Source organism: Paenibacillus mobilis (assembly GCF_058267595.1).
Map to the genome: position 1 here is coordinate 1 of NZ_JBZCMS010000011.1, position 17,849 is coordinate 17,849.

A 17,849-nucleotide genomic window follows, 5' to 3' on the forward strand; every position below is an offset into this window, starting at 1 on the left:
CCCTCAAGATGAGATTTCCCAATTTAGTAAGACCCCTTGAAGACGACGAGGTAGATAGGCTGGGGGTGGAAGTGCAGCAATGCATGGAGCTGACCAGTACTAATCGGTCGAGGGCTTATCCAAAAGAGTCCCCCCAAAGTGAAGAAGCGCTGACGAAGCAAATTCCGAATACTTTGGCGGGGCCCCGAAAGAACAACTAATCGCAAATGATTGTTTCGTATCCAGTTTTCAGGGAGCAAATCTGAACCTATGTAGTTCAAGTAACTACATAAAGGGAAGAGAAGCTGTCAGCATTTGGCGATGCTGAAAACCTGAATCCAGCATTTACGCTGTAAATGCCCGTTTGGTGGCGATGGCGGAGGGGTTCCACACGTACCCATCCCGAACACGACCGTTAAGCCCTCCAGCGCCGATGGTACTTGGACCGCAGGGTCCTGGGAGAGTAGGATGCCGCCAAGCGATTCCCTTAGGGGATTTTTTTATCTCTCTGTTTTTGTTAGGGCCCTTAGCTCAGTTGGTTAGAGCGCACCCCTGATAAGGGTGAGGTCGGTGGTTCGAGTCCACTAGGGCCCACCATCTCTTAACCTTGATAAGCTGGGCTTGTATGCAGGGATCTCCGAAAAGTAATCGGAATCGATATCAGAGCTGCACTTAACTTTTTAAGGATGATTGTATGGGGCCATAGCTCAGCTGGGAGAGCGCCTGCCTTGCAAGCAGGAGGTCAGGAGTTCGATCCTCCTTGGCTCCACCATTTTTTCAAAACTCAATAATGTTTTTAATGTCGCGGGGTGGAGCAGCTCGGTAGCTCGTCGGGCTCATAACCCGAAGGTCACAGGTTCAAATCCTGTCCCCGCAATTGTTTTATGGCGGTCGTGGCGAAGGGGTTAACGCACCGGATTGTGGCTCCGGCATTCGTGGGTTCAAGTCCCATCGATCGCCCCATTCTTATCCTTGTTCTTGGGGATTAGCCAAGCGGTAAGGCAACGGACTTTGACTCCGTCATGCATAGGTTCGAATCCTATATCCCCAGCCATTTTGTTTCATGAGAGCCATTAGCTCAGTTGGTAGAGCACCTGACTTTTAATCAGGGTGTCGAAGGTTCGAGTCCTTCATGGCTCATCTCTATACATATTGCGGACGTGGCTCAGCGGTAGAGCATCGCCTTGCCAAGGCGAGGGTCGCGGGTTCGATTCCCGTCGTCCGCTCCAATTTTATAAGATTAGGCGCTTGCGAATTCGCGGCGCTTTTTATTTTTTGTAAAAAAGAACCCCCTGCCCAAATGAATAAGGCAAGGGGGATTCTTTTTAATGTGTCTTCTATAGAATCACAACGGCCGCAAGTCCACATAAAATGCCGAGAACTACAACGGCAGAGGCTACAAAGGCCAGTACCTTTTTCGGATAAGATCTCGAAATCATCAGCAGGGAAGGAAGGCTTACCGCAGGTAGTGTCAACAGCAGCGCACCTGCCGGTCCTGCACCCAGGCCAAAGGACATAAAGGACTGAATAATAGGAATTTCGGCTGCGGTTGGAATGACGAACAGCATGCCGGCAATGGCAAAACCGATGATCGCGAGCAGATGATTGCCTTCGCTGAGTCCCACATGAGGGAACAGCCAAGCGCGGGCAGCACCTAAAATCAAAACGAACAGCAGATAAGCTGGTACGATGCTTAACAGCATGCCGCCGAGGCTTTTTAACCAGCGTACCAGGAAGGGGCCTTCTTTCGGTTTCACGGCTTCCTCCGTGGTCTCAAGCACTTCCTCAGGAATTTGGTTTGTGCCGGCAAACCGGTTGGCGAAATAGCTGACCCCAAACGTAAGCAGGATACCAAATACCAGTCTGAGCAAGGTGAATTTCCAGGACAAGACAAAGGTCATAAAAATCAGCGTCGCCGGATTAAGCGTCGGATTGCCGAGCCAGAAGGCGAGGCTGGAGCCGACGGAGACGTTCTTTTTCCGAAGTCCCACGGCAATCGGAGCCGCGCAGCAGGTGCACATCATGGCCGGCAGGGAAGCAATCCCGCCAAGCGCGGTGCTTTTGAAGGTGGTTTTTCCAAGCACTTTAAGCAGCCATTGGGCCGGAATGAGCACTTGGACCAGGGAACCTAGCAGAATCCCCAGAACGGCGGCTTTCCAGACGGATTTGAAATAAGCGGCGGCATAATCCACAGCAGCCGACCAGGAAGGGGCCGGTGCGGTATCCGAGGATCCGCTCACAATGGAAGAACCGATAGAATGGTCGGTAGCGGCTTTAAAAGCTTTTTCATAATAGGGCCACCATTTGACGTAAGATAAACCCGCAGCCGCGATCAGCAGAAATATAACGACAAAAATAGCCGCTTTATAATTTCTGTGCGGTGCAGGGGATGAGCCAGTTAACTGAGACATATCCTTCTGTTACCTCCGATTTAGTGAATGAAATAGCGTCAATTAAAAAGTATAACATAAACTGCATGATTTTTACGTTGATTTTATTAGTGGTATACTGGTTGAGGAGCAATTTTGCCGATAACGTTTTACTATTCCAAGAAGCTGAAAGGCGGATGATTAGATGTCTACGCAACAACCGATAAAACTTACGTCCTTATCTTCAAAAGGAGGCTGCGGCTGCAAAATCGGACCGGCCGATCTGGCCCAGGTGCTGCGCAGCCTGCCTCCTGCCGTACCGAATCCCAACCTGCTGGTCGGACTTGATACGAGCGATGACGCCGGTGTCTACAAGCTGACGGATGAACTGGCGTTAGTGCAGACTGTTGATTTTTTTACGCCGATTGTAGATGATCCTTATGACTTCGGTCAGGTGGCTGCCGCCAACGCGATCAGCGATATTTACGCGATGGGCGGAAAACCGCTGACTGCGCTTAATATTGTAGCTTTCCCCATTCATACCCTTGAGAAATCCGTGCTTACTGAAATTTTGCGCGGAGCCGGGGATAAACTGAAGGAAGCGGGCGTAACGTTGGTGGGCGGACATTCCATCGACGATAAGGAGCCTAAATTCGGCCTTGCGGTCACCGGACTGGTCCACCCTTCACGGGTTCGCACCAATGCTGGAGCAAAACCGGGCGACAAGCTGATTTTGACCAAACCGATTGGAGTAGGCATCTTGACCACTTCGATTAAAAAAGATCTGCTCAGCGCCGAGGAAGTAACTCGGGTTACTTCTGTCATGACGACGCTGAATAAAACAGCAGCCGAAATTATGGACGGTTATGACGTTCATGCCTGCACGGACGTAACCGGTTTTGGATTGCTCGGACATGCTTCCGAGATGGCCAAAGGCAGTGAAACGGGCATCGTGATCCATAAAGATCAAGTGCCTTTCCTGCCGCGTGTCCGTGAGCTTGCCGAAACCGGAAGCGTACCGGGAGGAACCAAAAACAATTTTGCCCATTTGGAGGGCTCCGTTACCTTCCCGGAGGATTTGGATCAGATCGGCCAGTGGATGTTATGTGATGCCGTTACCTCCGGCGGTTTGCTCATTTCGGTAAACGGCGAACAGGCCGGGCAGCTGCTGAGTGAGCTGGTGGCAGCCGGCGTAGAAGCGGCTTTGATCGGCGAGGTTACTGCAGAGCATCCGGGACATATCCGGGTTCAATAAGAACCGGGATATGAATCATTTTTAAAGAGCAGCAAGGAGCGGGTAGATGTGTTTACAGATATAACAGTGGAAGAGCTTCTTGCGAAGCAAAAACAACAGAAGATCACGTTAATAGATGTGCGTTCTCCGTCGGAGTATGAGGAAGCTACGATTCCGGGAAGTCTTAACATTCCTTTTTTTAACGATGAAGAACGTGCGGAAATCGGAACGTTGTACAAGCAGGTCAGCGCAGAGGCGGCCAAGGAGCGCGGACTTGCGATCATTTCGGCGAAACTCCCGTCTTTTATCGCGCAGTTTCAAGGGATCAAGGGAAATAAAGCGGTTTTCTGCTGGCGCGGCGGTATGCGAAGCCGGACTACGGCCACGCTGCTGTCCCTGATGGATGTCCATGTTCAGCGTCTGGACGGCGGCATTCGTTCTTACCGGAAATGGGTGGTGGACGAGCTCAGCCGGTTTGAAGTGCATCCGACAGCTATTGTCCTTAACGGATATACGGGGACAGGGAAAACGTACATGCTGCGCAAGCTCCAAGCCGAGGAGTATCCCGTGCTTGATCTGGAGCTGATGGCGAAACACCGCGGCTCCGTATTCGGACAGGTGGGCCTAATCCCTCATAATCAAAAAACGTTTGATTCCCTGCTGCTGAAAGGGCTGCTGGAAGTGCAGGACAAGCCGTATATGCTGATGGAGGCGGAAAGCAAACGAATCGGGAAAGTCGCGATGCCTGAATTCCTTGTCAAAAGCAAGGAGAACGGCATTCAGCTTTGGATCGAACTTCCGATAGAGGAGCGGGTCCGGCAGATCCTGGAGGATTATCATCCGGAGGAGCACCAGGAGTCCTGCCTCGCGGCCTTCCGGAAAATCAAGGAACGGATTCATACGCCGATTGCGAAACAAATCGAAGCGGATTTGCAGGGTGGACGTTTTGCCGATGCGGCGGAACAGCTGCTGGTGCACTACTATGATCCCCGGTACGAACACACCGCTAAAGAAATTACGCAGGAAGAACGGGTGATCATCAAAGCGGATCACGTGGATGAAGCGTTGGCGCAGGTCAAACGGTTTATTTCGGAAAAATATTAGGTCTCCAGACCAGATTATAGGCGACCGAGAACGATAGCCAAGAAAAAAGGAGGTTCTGCTCAAGGCAGAAACCTCCTTTTTGTATTGCTTATAAATCTTACAGCCTGCAGCCTAACACCTGATGCTACAGCGCTTTATCGTCGATGCTGCTCAGCCAGCCTTCGATTTCGCCGATAACCGAAGCGATGGCCCCGTCTTCAAACGGCGATTTCAGGCCGGCAAGCTCAACCAGCTTCAGGAAGGATTGGCTTCCCCCTGCCTGGCACAAAGTCAAATAATCTTTCCAGGCGGATGCAAAATCCTCTCTGGAACGTTTCCAGAACTGGAAGGCGCACAGCTGGGCAAGCGTGTAGTCGATGTAGTAGAACGGCGAGCTGTAAATATGGCCTTGTTTCTGCCAGAAGCCGCCTTGCTCCAGATACTCGTTGCCGTCATAGTCGCGGTGCGGCAGGTATTTTTTCTCGATCTCGCGCCAGGCCTGGTTGCGTTCCGCCGGCGTAGCGTCCGGATTGCTGTATACGAAATGCTGGAATTCGTCTACGGAAACGCCGTAAGGAATAAATTGCAGACTTTCGGCCAGATGATTAAAGCGGTATTTGTCCGCATCTTCCTCGAAGAAGAGGTTCATCCAAGGCCAAGTGAAGAATTCCATGCTCATGGAGTGGATTTCCGCCGCTTCATAAGTCGGGAAAGCATATTCAGGGACGGTCAAATTCCGGCTTTCATAAGCCTGGAAAGCGTGGCCGACTTCGTGGGTCAGCACGTCGATATCGCCGGAAGTGCCGTTGAAATTCGAGAAAATGAACGGAGCTTTGTATTCGCTGAAATAGGTGCAATATCCGCCGCCTTGTTTGCCTTTTTTGCTTACAAGGTCCATCAGGTTGCTTTCCAGCATAAACGTAAAGAATTCATCGACTTCCGGTGAAAGCTCTTTGTACATTTTAGCGCCGTTAGCGATAATCCAGTCCGGATCGCCTTTCGGATCTGCATTGCCGGTTTTGAATTTCAGGTGTTCATCATACAGCTTTAAATGATCCAGGCCCAGCCGATCAGCCTGCCGCTCCTTCAATTTCTGGGACGCAGGAACGATGGATTCAAGCACCTGTTTGCGGAAGTTGGCCACCATTTCAGGCGTATAGTCGGTGCGCATCATGCGATCATACCCAAGCGCCACAAAGTTTTCGTAGCCGAGTTTTTTGGCCATCCGAGTACGAACTTTAACCAGGTCGTCATAGATACGGTCAAGTTCTTCGCTATGCTCGGCCATAAAACCGTAACGGGCTTCGGAAGCACGTTTGCGGAGGTCGCGGTTGGTGGACTGTTCGAAAGGAACGAGCTGCGGCAGCGTTCTTTCTTCGCCTTCAAACGGAATTTTGGCCGATGCGATCAGCTGCGAATATTCGGTGGACAGCTTGTTCTCCAGCTGCAGGTCCTCGATAATTTCCGGGCTGAACGTTCGCAGCGAAATTTCGGCAAGCTGGAACAGCTGTGTTCCCCACTCCTGTTCGAGGGCGGCCCTGTTGGTGGAGTTGACGATGGCTCTGTAATAATCGGTTATGTATTCCTGAATGACAGGGCCGATTTCATCCATGTAATCCTGTTCGGCTTTATAAAAAGGATCTGTGGTGTCGATGGAGTGGCGGACACTGACAAGCTGCTGCAAAGTCTCGAATTCGCTGCGCAGTTTGTTGATCGCTGAGATTGCCGTGCGTTCTTCCTCAAGCGTGGAAGCCGCGTTTAATCGGGTCAGCAGTTCCGTAAATTGTTGCTTTAGCTGCCCGGCGTCCGGCCGTTCATACCGGTAATCTTGAAATTTTAACATGGATCAGATCAGCACCCTTCCTGTACAAAATATTTTCTATTAGTATTATATCTAATCGTGGAGACAGCTGACTACTAAAGATTGGTTATAATGGATTTCATCTGATCGCCATCGCTTTTGGAAAAGAGGTGATAGTTATGTCCGTCTCTTATATTGGGCAAAATGTTTATGAGTTCGTCAGGTCCTCTTTGGCCAATCGGAAGAATAGGGGAAAAGATTCATGAACGAGCCGCAAGATTTTTTTAAAATAAAAAGTCGCTGTTTTGTCACTTAACAAGGCATTTGGAAGAGATATATAATTGACAGAGATAAGAACCTGAATAGGAGAAAAATAAAAATGAACAGTAAAACGGATCAGTACAATTACAAGCCCACAAGCTCCAGAAACTTTACCGGGCTGATTATTACCGTATCGATTGTGGCGAACATCATCATTTTGCTTTTGTTCTTTTCGCCTTTGGGTTATCAAGGTGCCGTCGATTTTGATATTACGATTTTTCCAAGGCTGAATGCTATCTTTAACAGCTTTACGTTTATTTTTCTGATAGCCGCTTTGGTAGCGATTATGAAAAAAAACATCCGCGTGCATAAAGTGTTTATCCTGCTCGCCTTCACCACAACCCTGTTGTTCCTGGTCTCTTACCTGACGTTCCACTATATCTCACCGGATACGGCGAAATACGGCGGTCAAGGAATTATCCGGCCGATTTATTTCTTTATCCTGATCACGCACAGCTTCCTGGCCGCGATCGTGGTGCCGCTTGCTTTATTTGCACTCGTATGGGGCTGGACGATGCAGGTTACGAAACATAAAAAAATCGTCCGCTGGACGATGCCGATCTGGCTCTATGTCAGCCTGACGGGCGTTATCGTGTACCTGATGATGGCTCCGTATTATTAAATAAACAGCTAAATAAACGATGTTATGTCATCTTATGACAAAAGCAGCAGATCCTTTTGAAAAGGGCCTGCTGCTTTTTATATTTGCAAAATTGGCGAATGGAATTACTGGGGGTTGGTGGTAAAGACGCTTCCAGCTTTCAGCATAACCCGGGCAGGCAGCTTCAACGCGCTGAGTACGATCTGGGCGACGTCCTCGGGCTGCATCATCCGGTCTTCATCGCCGATCGGCAGACCCGCATTGGCCGAAAGCTCGGTATTGACCGTGCTGGGATTGAGGGCCGTTACGCGAATGTTGGATTTACGGACCTCGTGCATCAGGGCTTCCGATAATCCGAGCATGCCGAATTTGGAAGCGCAGTAAGCGGAGCCTGTAGCAAAACCGCGCTCGCCGGCGGTGGAGGCGATGTTGATAATGTCGCCGCTTTTCTTGTGCAACATGGCAGGAAGAGCCGCGCGGGTCACATAATAGGTGCCGAACAGGTTCACACGAATAATGCGTTCCCAGTCTTCAGGGTTCATATCGAGCACGGTTCCGAATTTAGCGGTCCCGGCATTATTGATCAGAATATCGATCGTTCCCAGTTCAAGCTCCAAAGCCGCAATTGCTGCCTCGGCCTGATGACGTTCGGAAATATCGGCAGCGCTGCTGGCAATTTGGATATCGTATGTAGAGGCCAGCTCTTCCTGAAGCGCCTTAAGCTCGTCTGCGCTGCGGGAGATCAGGCCCAAGTTAACGCCTTCCGCTGCTAAAGCAAAAGTGATGGCCCGGCCGATGCCTTTTGTGGCTCCGGTAATAACGGCTGTTTTCTTTTGTAAATTCATAAGGTAGTCCTCCTTGGAATTATCAGTTATTCTTTTAAATAGATTAAACCAATCGTTTTAGGTCCGCAGTGGCTGCAAATTACGCAGCCTGCTTCCGTGATGAAAACTTCCTTCGGCTGAATTTTTTCATTCATCGTTCCGCGAAGGTTTCGCGCATCCTCCGGAGCCATGGTTTGGGTCACGAATACTGTTTCACGGTCGATAATATCTTGGTTTGCCAAGGCGTTGGAGACCATTTGGTCGAAGGCCTTCTCGCGGCTTCCGCGCACCTTGTAGGCGGGGGTCATCTTACCGTCGATGACCTTGATGACCGGCCGGATTTTGAGCAGGCTCGCCACGACATTTTGCATGCCGGAGCAGCGCCCGCCTTTATGCAGATAGTCAAGGGAATCAATGACGAATTCCGTATCGACTTTAGGCCGGATTTGAGCCAGCAAATGCAGAATCTGCTCGGCGGCTTGCCCCGCTTCAGCGGCTCTGGCCGCTTTAAGCACCTGAATGCCGATGCCGGTCGATAAATTCAGGGAATCAAAGACATGAACCTTGCCTGGCTCGAATTCCCCGGAAGCAATAACGGCGTTTTGATAAGTGGACGAGAGCTCCGAAGACAAGCTGATATAGACGATTTGTCGGCCCTGTTCCACGAACGGGGCAAACGCTTCGATGAAATCGCTCGGCGAAGGTGCGGCCGTTAAAGGAAGTTTGCCGGTTTCCGACACCTTGGCGTAAAGCTCTGCGGGCGTGATATCAACGCCGTCCCGGTAGGACCTGGATTCAAAGGTTACATATAAAGGAACAATGCCGATGTCATACTGTTGAATCAGGTCGGAAGTCAAATCGCAGGTACTGTCCGCGAAAATTTTAATTGGATTCATTTAGTTCACCTTTCCGGTCCAAAAAATCAAGGTTTACGGCGATAAATTCCCGCCAGACGCCGCAATGCCGATGATGAGCAGGCCGACGAGCAGCAGAAAAGGCAGCAAACCGAAAATCAGCCCGAGGATGGCAAAAACCTTTTTGCGGTTTTTAAGCGCCAACCCGACGATAGCTGTAATAATGGCGGCTACATTTAAAATCCCGCAGGCTAAAAAGCCGTAGACGCCCGAAACAAATAGCTGCTGCTGCATGAGGATTTCTTCGTCGATTTCCTCAAGGCCGATCCGCCCGAATGCAGCAACGGTTAAAAACAGGAAAACTACGTATCCGACAAGCGCCACTAAAGCTAAAACAAATGAGGCAATGCCGGGTCCGGAATGTTTGACTTTCGGCCGCTGTTCCTGCTGCGCTTCTGGATGTGGAGGGAAAGAAGGATATTCTTTCTCCTGGGTCGATTCATAATCCATTAGCCAATCTCCTTTGGTCATAAAGTCTTATTCTTGTTCATTTTTCAATATTATGGAGGAAAAAGCAAGCCGGTTTTAAGGCAATCCGTTGAACGCCATGGTAAAAGCGGTTCTCCATCGGGTAAAATAGACAAGTTGATGGTAGATAAAATTTGAAGGGATGATGAGGGAAATGTCACGAAAATACACGGCAATTGGCGCCATTTTGGGGCTGCTGGCCGTAGGGATAGGCGCTTTTGGCGCACATGCGCTGAAAGCGGTGTTGGATGAAGATGCACGGGCCGTTTATGAGACCGGAGTCCAATATCAGATGTACCACGCCCTGGCCATGATCCTGGTTGCGGTCCTTGCGCATATCTGGGGAGAATCGGCCGGCCTGCGCTGGGCAGCCCGTCTGCTGCTGATCGGTATCATTTTGTTTTCGGGCAGTTTGTATGTCCTCAGCGTTACCGGCATTAATGGACTCGGCGCGATCACGCCGCTCGGGGGCGTAGCTTTTATCGCTGCTTGGGTTTTGATTATTGTAACAGCCTTGCGAAGCAAAAAGGCCTAATGTAAAACGGACATTCCCCAGGGAATGTCCGTTTTATTTTTACGTCAAAATAAGGAAAGAAAAGGATCGGGGCCAAGCCCAATATGTAGCGTTATTAAGCATCTAATATATCTATAATCTCGCTAAGCTTGTATGTGTAGACCTGTTTCTCGTCCACATGATACACGTTAATAAGCTCTTCTTTAGGCAGGAAGTTCAAGATCCGGCAGGGGATGCTCTGACGTCCTTTAGGCGTTTCTATTAACACTCTGACCAGCCGGTTGCTCGCAATATGGGACTGGATCCATTCGCCGACCGGATTTCCATCGGAATTTTTCAAATGATCGCCATTCTGCTGCGGTTTACGGTCTGCGTCCGTATTTGCCGACGGCGATTCGGGATTTGAAACCATGGATTTGTGTTTAGCGGCAAGGGAAGCATCAATAATGCTGCCTAGCTCGATGCCTGACTTTATACGATAATCGGCTATCTCACCCTGATGGTTGTTCAGCAATTGGAGGAGAAGTTGTATCGCTTGCCCGTTGGTAGGGCTCTTAACAAGTATTTCTACATTAAATAAAAAACCGTTCACTTCTTTGTCTTTCATGTATGCGTTCCCCCGCAATGCTTCATAATTACTGTTTGGTTTCCCTAAAAGGTGCCTTACGGCACTCCTATAATACCATCAATCCCACGGGAAACCTAGTCATCCAGACTCATAAATTTTAAGAATTTTGGAAGCCGCAGAACCGCGGCAAAAATCCTGATGCAATTTGGCAAATTGAGGATTATACTTGGGCTACATCCAAGATTCGAATTGGGGAAATCCTTTCGGTTCGTGCCGCTTGGGACAAGGCTGCGCGCCTGGGCAGCCCGCCCGGCTTTGTTTCGCCTTATCCTTCAACGGGTAAAATATGGGCAGGATGGCAAGCTCAATTTCTGCTGAAACTAAGCTGGATCCGAATCGGGCAAAGAGCCGATGATATCATGTTTTTCATCTTAAAATAAAAAGGAAGGCAGGGATTTCTAATGGCTAAAACCGAATCCAAATCGCAAAGCAAAACGAAAAGCAAAGCGCTTCATCAGGTGCTCAACGAGCAGGTAGCAAACCTTAACGTGCTTTACGTGAAAATTCATAATTTTCACTGGTATGTAAAAGGGGAGAACTTTTTCACCCTGCATGTGAAATTCGAGGAGCTTTATAATGAAGTAACTTTGAAAATGGACGAAATTGCCGAACGTCTGCTGACGATTAAGGGAACTCCGTCTGCTACGCTGAAGGAATACCTGGAAATCGCCACGATTCAGGAAGCGACAGGGAAAGAAGATCAGCGGGCCATGGTTCAGACCCTGATTGAGGACCTCGCTACGCTGACCGAATCCTTTCAGGAAGGCATCGACCTTGCAGAGGAGGCCGAGGATGTTGCCACGGCCGATCTGCTGACCGGCTTTAAAGGCGAATTCGAAAAACATATGTGGATGCTTCGTTCTTATTTGGGTTAAGCAGAGAAGGGGTTGGATCAGGTGGGAGAACATACAATCGCTTTAAAGGAATGGGCTTCGACCGTTAAAGCCCTGCTGGAGGGGAATCAGTTCATTCTTCTCCGAAAAGGAGGTATCCGTGAGGAAACCCGCCATTTCGAAACGAAAAGCGATTCCTTCTACCTCTATCCCACTTATGAACATCAACGCCGCGAGCTGCTGAAGCCGGAAGTACGCCATTATGTGGATGACTCCCTCCGCGAGCTGGAGTCGCCGGCTTTTCTGGAGGGGCAAACTTATCTTTATGCATGGGCAGAAGTAGCCGATGACATTCTGATCCGGACGGAAGAGGAATTGTCGAGGCTGTATGATTTTCATATGTGGACGGAAAACTTTGTGCAGGAACGGCTGCGCTGGAAGCGGCAGGATCCGCTGCATTTACTGCTGCTGAGGGTTTATCGCTTGAACCGGCCGCTTCATGTCCCGGCATTGCCCGAATACGGGGGCTGTAAATCCTGGATCGATATTCAGGATCTCCCCCGTCCGGACCCCGGCAACCTGACGCCGGTCCTACCGATTTCGGCATTTGCCGAAAAAGCGCGGGTGCTGCGCAGAGTGCTGCGTTCGTAAGGTTAAGGCTTGGCCGATCGATCGGCCAAGCCTTGTTTTGATATAGCGCCTGGAACGAGCGAATTCCGGCTGCTGGGGGGAATAAGCGGCGAAAGCCGGTTTATCCCGCATTGCGTCCGTCTTTTTATTGAGTTAAAATGTAATGAGAATCAATTGAGAATCAATAAACTTTCTTAGAATGATTCTAATTTGATACTTATTATGGTATGATTAAAGTCACTACAGGGAGGCGTCCCTGTCAAATAACGTATACCCATTTTAAGATTGTAAATAGATGAAGGGAGTTTCAAATTATGTCCACGAAGTTTGTCATCGAAGGCTTGAAAGCAACCATCGAAGGTAAGGAAATTTTGAAAGGCATCGACATTGAAATCAAAGGCGGGGAAATCCATGCCATTATGGGTCCTAACGGTACCGGTAAAAGTACGCTGGCTTCCGCGCTGATGGGTCACCCTAAATATGAAGTAACCGACGGCAGCGTAACGCTGGACGGCGAGGATTTGCTGGATATGGCTGTTGACGAGCGCGCTCGCGCAGGCCTGTTCCTGGCCATGCAGTATCCAAGCGAGATTGCTGGCGTGACAAACTCCGACTTCCTGCGCAGCGCCATCAATGCTCGCCGCGGCGAAGGCAACGAAATTTCCCTGATTAAATTTATCCGCCAAATGGAAGGCAAAATGAAGGAGCTCGAAATGAACCCCGAGTTTGCCCACCGTTACCTGAACGAAGGTTTCTCCGGCGGCGAGAAGAAGCGGAACGAAATTTTGCAAATGATGATGCTGGATCCGAAAATTGTCGTGCTTGACGAAATCGACTCCGGTCTGGACATCGACGCTTTGCGTATTGTAGCCGAAGGCGTAAACGCCATGCGCAGCGAAGAACGCGGATTCCTGGTCATTACCCACTATCAGCGTTTGCTTAACTATATCAAACCAGACTTTGTACACGTTATGATGCAGGGCCGTATCGTGAAATCCGGCGGACCTGAACTGGCAGAACGCCTCGAGCAGGACGGATACGACTGGATCAAAGAAGAACTCGGCATCGTCGACGAAACTGTCGGCCAAGAGCAGGAAGCCTAAGAAACGGAGGAGGAGACAGTATGACTACATTAACCGTTCTTCCCGTTGAGGCTTCGGCTTTGCAAGCATTTTCCGAACGGACCGGGGAGCCGGCCTGGCTGAAAGAGCGCAGACTCAAAGCGCTTGAACTGGCCGGACAGCTTGAGCTTCCGAAGCTTGAAAAAATGAAACTGGAGCGCTGGAGGCTGCAAAACTTCGGTTCTCCGGCAACTGCGGGTCAAACCGGCAGCGAGCTGCCTGATTACGTTTCCGCGTTAGTGGATCCTTCGCAAAGCGAATCGCTGGTTGTGCAGCGCAATGACGGCACGATTATCAGCCGTCTGGCCGAGGAGCTTGCCGCCAAAGGCGTTATTTTTACGGACCTGCAAACGGCAGCCAAAGAACATGCCGACCTTGTTCAGCAGCATCTCTCTTCCGTTGTGGCTGCGGACGAAAACCAGCTGACCGCTCTGCATAACGCAGTGTGGAACGGCGGAGTATTCCTGTACGTGCCTCGCAACGTGGAAATTGAAGTGCCGCTTCAGGCGCTGTTCCTTGTGGACGATTCAAAATCGGTGTTTGCCCCTCACGTGCTTGTGGTGGCTGACACGAACAGCCGCGTGACCTACGTAGACAACTATGTATCCGGCGAGCTGGACGAAGAGCTTGTGCATAACGGCATCGTCGAAGTGGTGGTCAAAGCCGGCGCGAAGGTCCAATATGCTACCGTTCATCATCTGAGCGGCAAAGTGACGGATTTGACTTACCGCCGTGCGGTCGTCGAAAATGACGGCAGCATCGAGTGGATCGTCGGCGAAATGAACAACGGAGACTCCATGAGCGATACCAACAGCATTTTGAAAGGCAACGGCTCTTTGTCGGATGCCAAAATCATCGCGGTGGGCTCCGGTTCCCAGCGTTTGAACTACAGCACCAGAGCGACCCATTTTGGTAAAAGCTCCGAAAGCCAAATGATTACCCGCGCGGTTATGCGCGAGGAAGCTACGGCGATCATCAACGGCATTACCAAAATCGAACACGGCGCAACCAAAGCGAACGGCGAGCAGACGGAGAAGGTGCTGATGCTTAGCCCGAAAGCGCGCGGTGACGCCAACCCGATCCTCCTGATTGACGAGGACGACGTAAAAGCAGGCCATGCCGCTTCCGTCGGACAGGTGAATCCGGAGCAGATCTATTATCTGATGTCTCGCGGCATCTCCCGCGAGCAAGCGGAACGCCTGATCATCTACGGCTTCCTTGCACCTGTGGTTTCCGATATTCCGCTTGAGCAGCTCCAGCAGCAATTACAAGCTCTTGTGGAAAGGAAGCTGGGACAATGAATCCTGAACTATTAAAAGAGCAATTTCCGATTTTGAATCAGGAGATAAACGGGCATCCGCTCGTTTATCTTGATAACGCGGCTACTTCGCAGAAACCCCGTGCAGTAATCGACGCGGTGAAGCAATATTACGAATGGGAGAACTCCAACGTGCACCGCGGGGTTCACACGCTCGGAAGCCGCGCGACGGAAGCTTACGAAGGGGCGCGCGAGAAAGTGGCGCGGTTTATCGGAGTCTCTGATTCGACGCAAATTATTTTTACCCGGGGAACAACGACGGCCCTGAATATCGTAGCTTCTTCGTATGGTCCGGCCAATGTGGGCGCAGGCGACGAGATTGTCATCACGGAAATGGAGCATCACAGCAATCTGATTCCGTGGCAGCAGCTTGCCATCCGTACGGGGGCTACACTCAAATATATTCCGATGCAGCCTGACGGTCATATCGAACTGAAGGATGCTGAAGAAACGATTACGTCCCAAACGAAAATCGTCGCCGTAAGTTATGTTTCAAACGTGCTTGGCGTGGTAAATCCGGTTAAAGAAATCGCCGCGATCGCTCACCGGCATGGCGCTGTAATCGTTGTGGACGGCGCGCAGAGCACGCCGCACATGAAGATTGACGTGAAGGACCTTGATTGTGATTTTTATGCTTTATCCGGCCATAAAATGTGTGCTCCAACCGGAATTGGCGTATTATATGGCAAGAAGGAGCTTCTTGACGCGATGGAGCCGATTGAATTCGGCGGCGAAATGATCAACGACGTTGGTTTGTACGAATCGACCTGGAAGGAGCTGCCTTGGAAATTTGAAGGCGGTACTCCAATCATTGCTGGCGCTGTAGGTCTTGGCGCGGCCATTGATTTTCTGGAAGGCATCGGCATGGATGTGATCGCGGATCATGAACGCAAGCTTGCCGCTTACGCCATGGATCGCCTTTCGGGGATTGAAGGAGTCACGCTGTATGGACCGAGAGACCGCAAGGTTGGGCTGGTTACGTTTAATCTGGACGACATTCATCCGCATGACGTGGCCACCGTGCTGGACTCCTTCGGCATTGCCGTTCGTGCAGGCCATCACTGCTGCCAGCCTTTGATGCGCTGGTTGAAAGCCTCCGCGACGGCTAGAGCAAGCTTCTACCTGTACAATACGGAAGCCGATATTGACCGCCTTGTGGATGGCTTAATCCAAACAAAGGAGTATTTCGGGTGATGCAACTAGACGATCTCTACCGCCGTGTCATTATGGATCATTATAAAAATCCGCGCAACCGCGGTTCGTTCAGCGACGACGCTTTAACCGTAAACCTGAACAATCCGACCTGCGGGGACCGCATTTCCCTCCAGCTGATCGTGGAGGACGGTATCGTCAAGGATGCCCGTTATACGGGAGAAGGCTGCTCGATCAGCATGTCCTCCGCCTCTATGATGACCGATGCCGTGAAAGGGAAAACCGTCAGCGAAGCCTTGGATTTGGCCGATCGCTTCTCCACGATGATGAAGGGCGGGGACGCTGATTTTGATGAATATGAAGATCTTGAAGCCCTGTCCGGTGTCAATAAATTCCCAGCCCGCATTAAATGTGCGACGCTGGCTTGGAACGCCCTGAAGAAGGGAATCGAATAAGGAGGGAATAACCATGGCCAAAAAAGCGCCTGAAATGGAAGAATATAAATATGGTTTCCGCGACGAACATAAAGCGGTTTTCCAAACCGGCAAAGGTTTGACGCCTGAAATCGTAACGGAAATCTCCCGGATCAAAAATGAACCGGAATGGATGCTGGAATACCGTCTTAAAGCGTTGAAGCAGTTCGAGAAAATGCCGATGCCAAACTGGGGCGGCGACTTGAGCGAGCTGGACTTTAACGATATCCAATATTATGTAAGACCATCCGAGAAACAAGGCAAAACGTGGGAAGAGGTTCCTGCGGAAATCAAAGAAACCTTTGATAAGCTGGGGATTCCGGAAGCGGAACAGAAGTTCCTTGCGGGTGTATCCGCTCAGTACGAATCCGAGGTTGTGTACCACAACATGCAGGAAGACCTGGAGAAGCAGGGCGTTATTTTTATGGATACCGACACAGCGCTCAAAGAGCATCCGGAAATTTTCCGCGAATATTTTGGCACGATCGTTCCTCCGGCTGACAACAAATTTGCAGCCTTGAACAGCGCGGTATGGTCCGGCGGCAGCTTCATTTACGTACCAAAAGGCGTAAAATGCGAGATTCCGCTGCAGGCTTACTTCCGGATCAACTCCGAAAACATGGGCCAATTCGAACGTACTCTGATCATCGCCGACGAAGACAGCTTTGTGCATTACGTAGAAGGCTGTACGGCTCCGATCTACAGCACAAACTCCCTGCATAGTGCGGTGGTTGAAATCATCGTGAGAAAGAATGCCCGCGTTCGTTACACGACGATTCAGAACTGGGCTCCGAATATTTATAACCTGGTTACGAAACGTGCGGTTGCCGAAGAAAATGCCAACATGGAATGGGTTGACGGCAACATCGGCTCCAAGCTGACGATGAAATATCCAGCCGTTATCCTGAAAGGCCGCGGCGCGAAAGGCAGCGTACTGTCCATCGCGGTTGCAGGCAAAAACCAGCACCAGGATGCCGGCGCAAAAATGATTCACCTCGCTCCGGATACAACGTCGACGATCGTGTCCAAATCGATCTCCAAACACGGCGGCAAAGTATCCTACCGCGGTCTGGCTTCCTTTGGCCGTCAAGCGGAGGGCGCGAAATCCAACATCAAATGCGATACGCTGATTCTGGATAACGAGTCTACTTCCGATACGATTCCATACAACGAAATCATGAATGATAACGTTGTGCTGGAACATGAAGCGACGGTATCCAAAGTGTCCGAAGACCAGCTCTTCTACCTGATGAGCCGCGGTCTGAGCGAAGCGGAAGCTACGCAGATGATCGTAATGGGCTTTATCGAGCCGTTTACGAAAGAACTTCCGATGGAATATGCCGTTGAGATGAACCGTCTCATCAAATTCGAGATGGAAGGTTCGATCGGCTAAACCTCGCTTTAGCGATACCTGTTTTGCACTAAACGTGTCCAAAGTGATTCGAGCGCTGCTCGGATGCTTCTTGGGCACGTTTATTTTTTATAGGGGAAAATACTTAACTTAAGTGCTGTTTGGAGACGGATTCCGACAAGATTCGCGATTCTTCTTGCGGGGGATAGCGTATGATAGGGAAAGATTTTCCTGT

The 17,849-nt window shown here is 50.4% G+C and carries 17 protein-coding genes, 7 tRNA genes and 2 rRNA genes; 20 read left to right on the top strand and 6 right to left on the bottom strand.

Features of this window, described 5'->3' with window-relative positions; translation table 11 throughout:
• From AC3ZPD_RS18160 to AC3ZPD_RS18200, 9 genes are all read left to right on the top strand, one after another.
• Nucleotides 1–123: ribosomal RNA gene (locus tag AC3ZPD_RS18160) — 23S ribosomal RNA — on the top strand; the annotation flags it as partial.
• 219 nt (nucleotides 124–342) lie between these two features.
• Nucleotides 343–459 (top strand): 5S ribosomal RNA (gene rrf, locus AC3ZPD_RS18165).
• 40 nt (nucleotides 460–499) lie between these two features.
• Nucleotides 500–576: transfer RNA gene (locus AC3ZPD_RS18170), tRNA-Ile, on the top strand.
• Between the two features lie 99 nt (nucleotides 577–675).
• Nucleotides 676–751: transfer RNA gene (locus tag AC3ZPD_RS18175), tRNA-Ala, on the top strand.
• Between the two features lie 31 nt (nucleotides 752–782).
• Nucleotides 783–856 (top strand) — tRNA-Met (locus AC3ZPD_RS18180).
• Between the two features lie 10 nt (nucleotides 857–866).
• Nucleotides 867–942, top strand: a tRNA-His gene (locus AC3ZPD_RS18185).
• A 16-nt stretch (nucleotides 943–958) separates the two neighbouring features.
• Nucleotides 959–1,033: transfer RNA gene (locus tag AC3ZPD_RS18190), tRNA-Gln, on the top strand.
• A gap of 13 nt (nucleotides 1,034–1,046) precedes the next feature.
• A tRNA-Lys gene (locus tag AC3ZPD_RS18195) sits at nucleotides 1,047–1,119 on the top strand.
• Nucleotides 1,120–1,133: 14 nt separating this feature from the next.
• Nucleotides 1,134–1,208 (top strand) — tRNA-Gly (locus AC3ZPD_RS18200).
• Between the two features lie 108 nt (nucleotides 1,209–1,316).
• Here AC3ZPD_RS18200 and AC3ZPD_RS18205 read toward each other — a convergent pair.
• The gene (locus AC3ZPD_RS18205) at nucleotides 1,317–2,390 is read right to left on the bottom strand and encodes a permease (protein ID WP_490985698.1); all 1,074 of its coding nucleotides are present in this window, start codon (nucleotides 2,388–2,390) and stop codon (nucleotides 1,317–1,319) included.
• Between the two features lie 163 nt (nucleotides 2,391–2,553).
• Here AC3ZPD_RS18205 and selD point away from each other — a divergent pair, with 163 nt between their 5' ends.
• Together selD and mnmH are read left to right on the top strand one after the other, a co-directional pair.
• The gene (selD, locus tag AC3ZPD_RS18210) at nucleotides 2,554–3,603 is read left to right on the top strand and encodes a selenide, water dikinase SelD (RefSeq protein WP_490985699.1); all 1,050 of its coding nucleotides are present in this window, start codon (nucleotides 2,554–2,556) and stop codon (nucleotides 3,601–3,603) included.
• A gap of 48 nt (nucleotides 3,604–3,651) precedes the next feature.
• Nucleotides 3,652–4,686 (top strand): tRNA 2-selenouridine(34) synthase MnmH, encoded by a 1,035-nt coding sequence (gene mnmH, locus AC3ZPD_RS18215; RefSeq protein WP_490985700.1) that lies wholly within the window; start codon nucleotides 3,652–3,654, stop codon nucleotides 4,684–4,686.
• 124 nt (nucleotides 4,687–4,810) lie between these two features.
• On the opposite strand, the gene AC3ZPD_RS18220 is transcribed toward mnmH, so the two are convergent.
• Nucleotides 4,811–6,508 carry a M3 family oligoendopeptidase gene (locus AC3ZPD_RS18220; RefSeq protein WP_490985701.1) on the bottom strand — a complete coding sequence of 566 codons (1,698 nt, stop codon included), beginning with the start codon at nucleotides 6,506–6,508 and terminating at the stop codon, nucleotides 4,811–4,813.
• A 337-nt stretch (nucleotides 6,509–6,845) separates the two neighbouring features.
• Between AC3ZPD_RS18220 and AC3ZPD_RS18225 the strand changes: the two genes are divergently transcribed.
• Entirely contained in the window at nucleotides 6,846–7,409 is a 564-nt protein-coding gene (locus AC3ZPD_RS18225; RefSeq protein WP_490985702.1) for a DUF420 domain-containing protein, read from the top strand.
• A 104-nt stretch (nucleotides 7,410–7,513) separates the two neighbouring features.
• Here AC3ZPD_RS18225 and AC3ZPD_RS18230 read toward each other — a convergent pair whose 3' ends face one another.
• The 3 genes from AC3ZPD_RS18230 to AC3ZPD_RS18240 are packed head-to-tail and all read right to left on the bottom strand — an operon-like array spanning nucleotide 7,514 to nucleotide 9,576.
• A complete protein-coding gene (locus AC3ZPD_RS18230; protein ID WP_490985703.1) occupies nucleotides 7,514–8,233 on the bottom strand; it encodes a 3-ketoacyl-ACP reductase in 720 nt (239 codons plus the stop codon).
• Between the two features lie 26 nt (nucleotides 8,234–8,259).
• On the bottom strand, nucleotides 8,260–9,108 hold the full coding sequence (locus AC3ZPD_RS18235) for a DegV family protein (RefSeq protein ID WP_490985704.1): 849 nt from the start codon (nucleotides 9,106–9,108) through the stop codon (nucleotides 8,260–8,262).
• A gap of 33 nt (nucleotides 9,109–9,141) precedes the next feature.
• Nucleotides 9,142–9,576, bottom strand: coding sequence for a hypothetical protein (locus tag AC3ZPD_RS18240; protein ID WP_490985705.1), 435 nt, complete (start codon nucleotides 9,574–9,576; stop codon nucleotides 9,142–9,144).
• A 172-nt stretch (nucleotides 9,577–9,748) separates the two neighbouring features.
• Here AC3ZPD_RS18240 and AC3ZPD_RS18245 point away from each other — a divergent pair, with 172 nt between their 5' ends.
• Entirely contained in the window at nucleotides 9,749–10,129 is a 381-nt protein-coding gene (locus AC3ZPD_RS18245; RefSeq protein WP_490985706.1) for a DUF423 domain-containing protein, read from the top strand.
• A 94-nt stretch (nucleotides 10,130–10,223) separates the two neighbouring features.
• Here the strand turns inward: AC3ZPD_RS18245 and AC3ZPD_RS18250 are convergent, their stop codons facing one another.
• Nucleotides 10,224–10,715 (bottom strand): hypothetical protein, encoded by a 492-nt coding sequence (locus AC3ZPD_RS18250; RefSeq protein ID WP_490985707.1) that lies wholly within the window; start codon nucleotides 10,713–10,715, stop codon nucleotides 10,224–10,226.
• A gap of 422 nt (nucleotides 10,716–11,137) precedes the next feature.
• Between AC3ZPD_RS18250 and AC3ZPD_RS18255 the strand changes: the two genes are divergently transcribed.
• The 7 genes from AC3ZPD_RS18255 to sufB all read left to right on the top strand — a co-directional run bounded on the left by AC3ZPD_RS18255 (nucleotide 11,138) and on the right by sufB (nucleotide 17,656).
• Entirely contained in the window at nucleotides 11,138–11,611 is a 474-nt protein-coding gene (locus tag AC3ZPD_RS18255; RefSeq protein WP_490985708.1) for a Dps family protein, read from the top strand.
• A 21-nt stretch (nucleotides 11,612–11,632) separates the two neighbouring features.
• Nucleotides 11,633–12,220, top strand: a complete 588-nt coding sequence (locus AC3ZPD_RS18260; RefSeq protein WP_490985709.1) for a DUF1802 family protein — start codon at nucleotides 11,633–11,635, stop codon at nucleotides 12,218–12,220.
• Between the two features lie 293 nt (nucleotides 12,221–12,513).
• Nucleotides 12,514–13,302 carry a Fe-S cluster assembly ATPase SufC gene (gene sufC / locus AC3ZPD_RS18265; protein WP_490985710.1) on the top strand — a complete coding sequence of 263 codons (789 nt, stop codon included), beginning with the start codon at nucleotides 12,514–12,516 and terminating at the stop codon, nucleotides 13,300–13,302.
• Nucleotides 13,303–13,322: 20 nt separating this feature from the next.
• Entirely contained in the window at nucleotides 13,323–14,621 is a 1,299-nt protein-coding gene (gene sufD, locus AC3ZPD_RS18270) for a Fe-S cluster assembly protein SufD (protein WP_490985711.1), read from the top strand.
• Nucleotides 14,618–15,832 (top strand): cysteine desulfurase, encoded by a 1,215-nt coding sequence (locus AC3ZPD_RS18275; protein ID WP_490985712.1) that lies wholly within the window; start codon nucleotides 14,618–14,620, stop codon nucleotides 15,830–15,832. Before sufD ends, AC3ZPD_RS18275 begins: the two co-directional genes overlap by 4 nt.
• Nucleotides 15,832–16,245 (top strand): Fe-S cluster assembly sulfur transfer protein SufU, encoded by a 414-nt coding sequence (gene sufU / locus AC3ZPD_RS18280; protein WP_490985837.1) that lies wholly within the window; start codon nucleotides 15,832–15,834, stop codon nucleotides 16,243–16,245. The genes AC3ZPD_RS18275 and sufU overlap by 1 nt, the downstream gene beginning before the upstream one ends.
• Before the next feature lie 13 nt (nucleotides 16,246–16,258).
• Entirely contained in the window at nucleotides 16,259–17,656 is a 1,398-nt protein-coding gene (gene sufB, locus AC3ZPD_RS18285) for a Fe-S cluster assembly protein SufB (RefSeq protein WP_490985713.1), read from the top strand.
• Nucleotides 17,657–17,849: the final 193 nt, after the last annotated feature.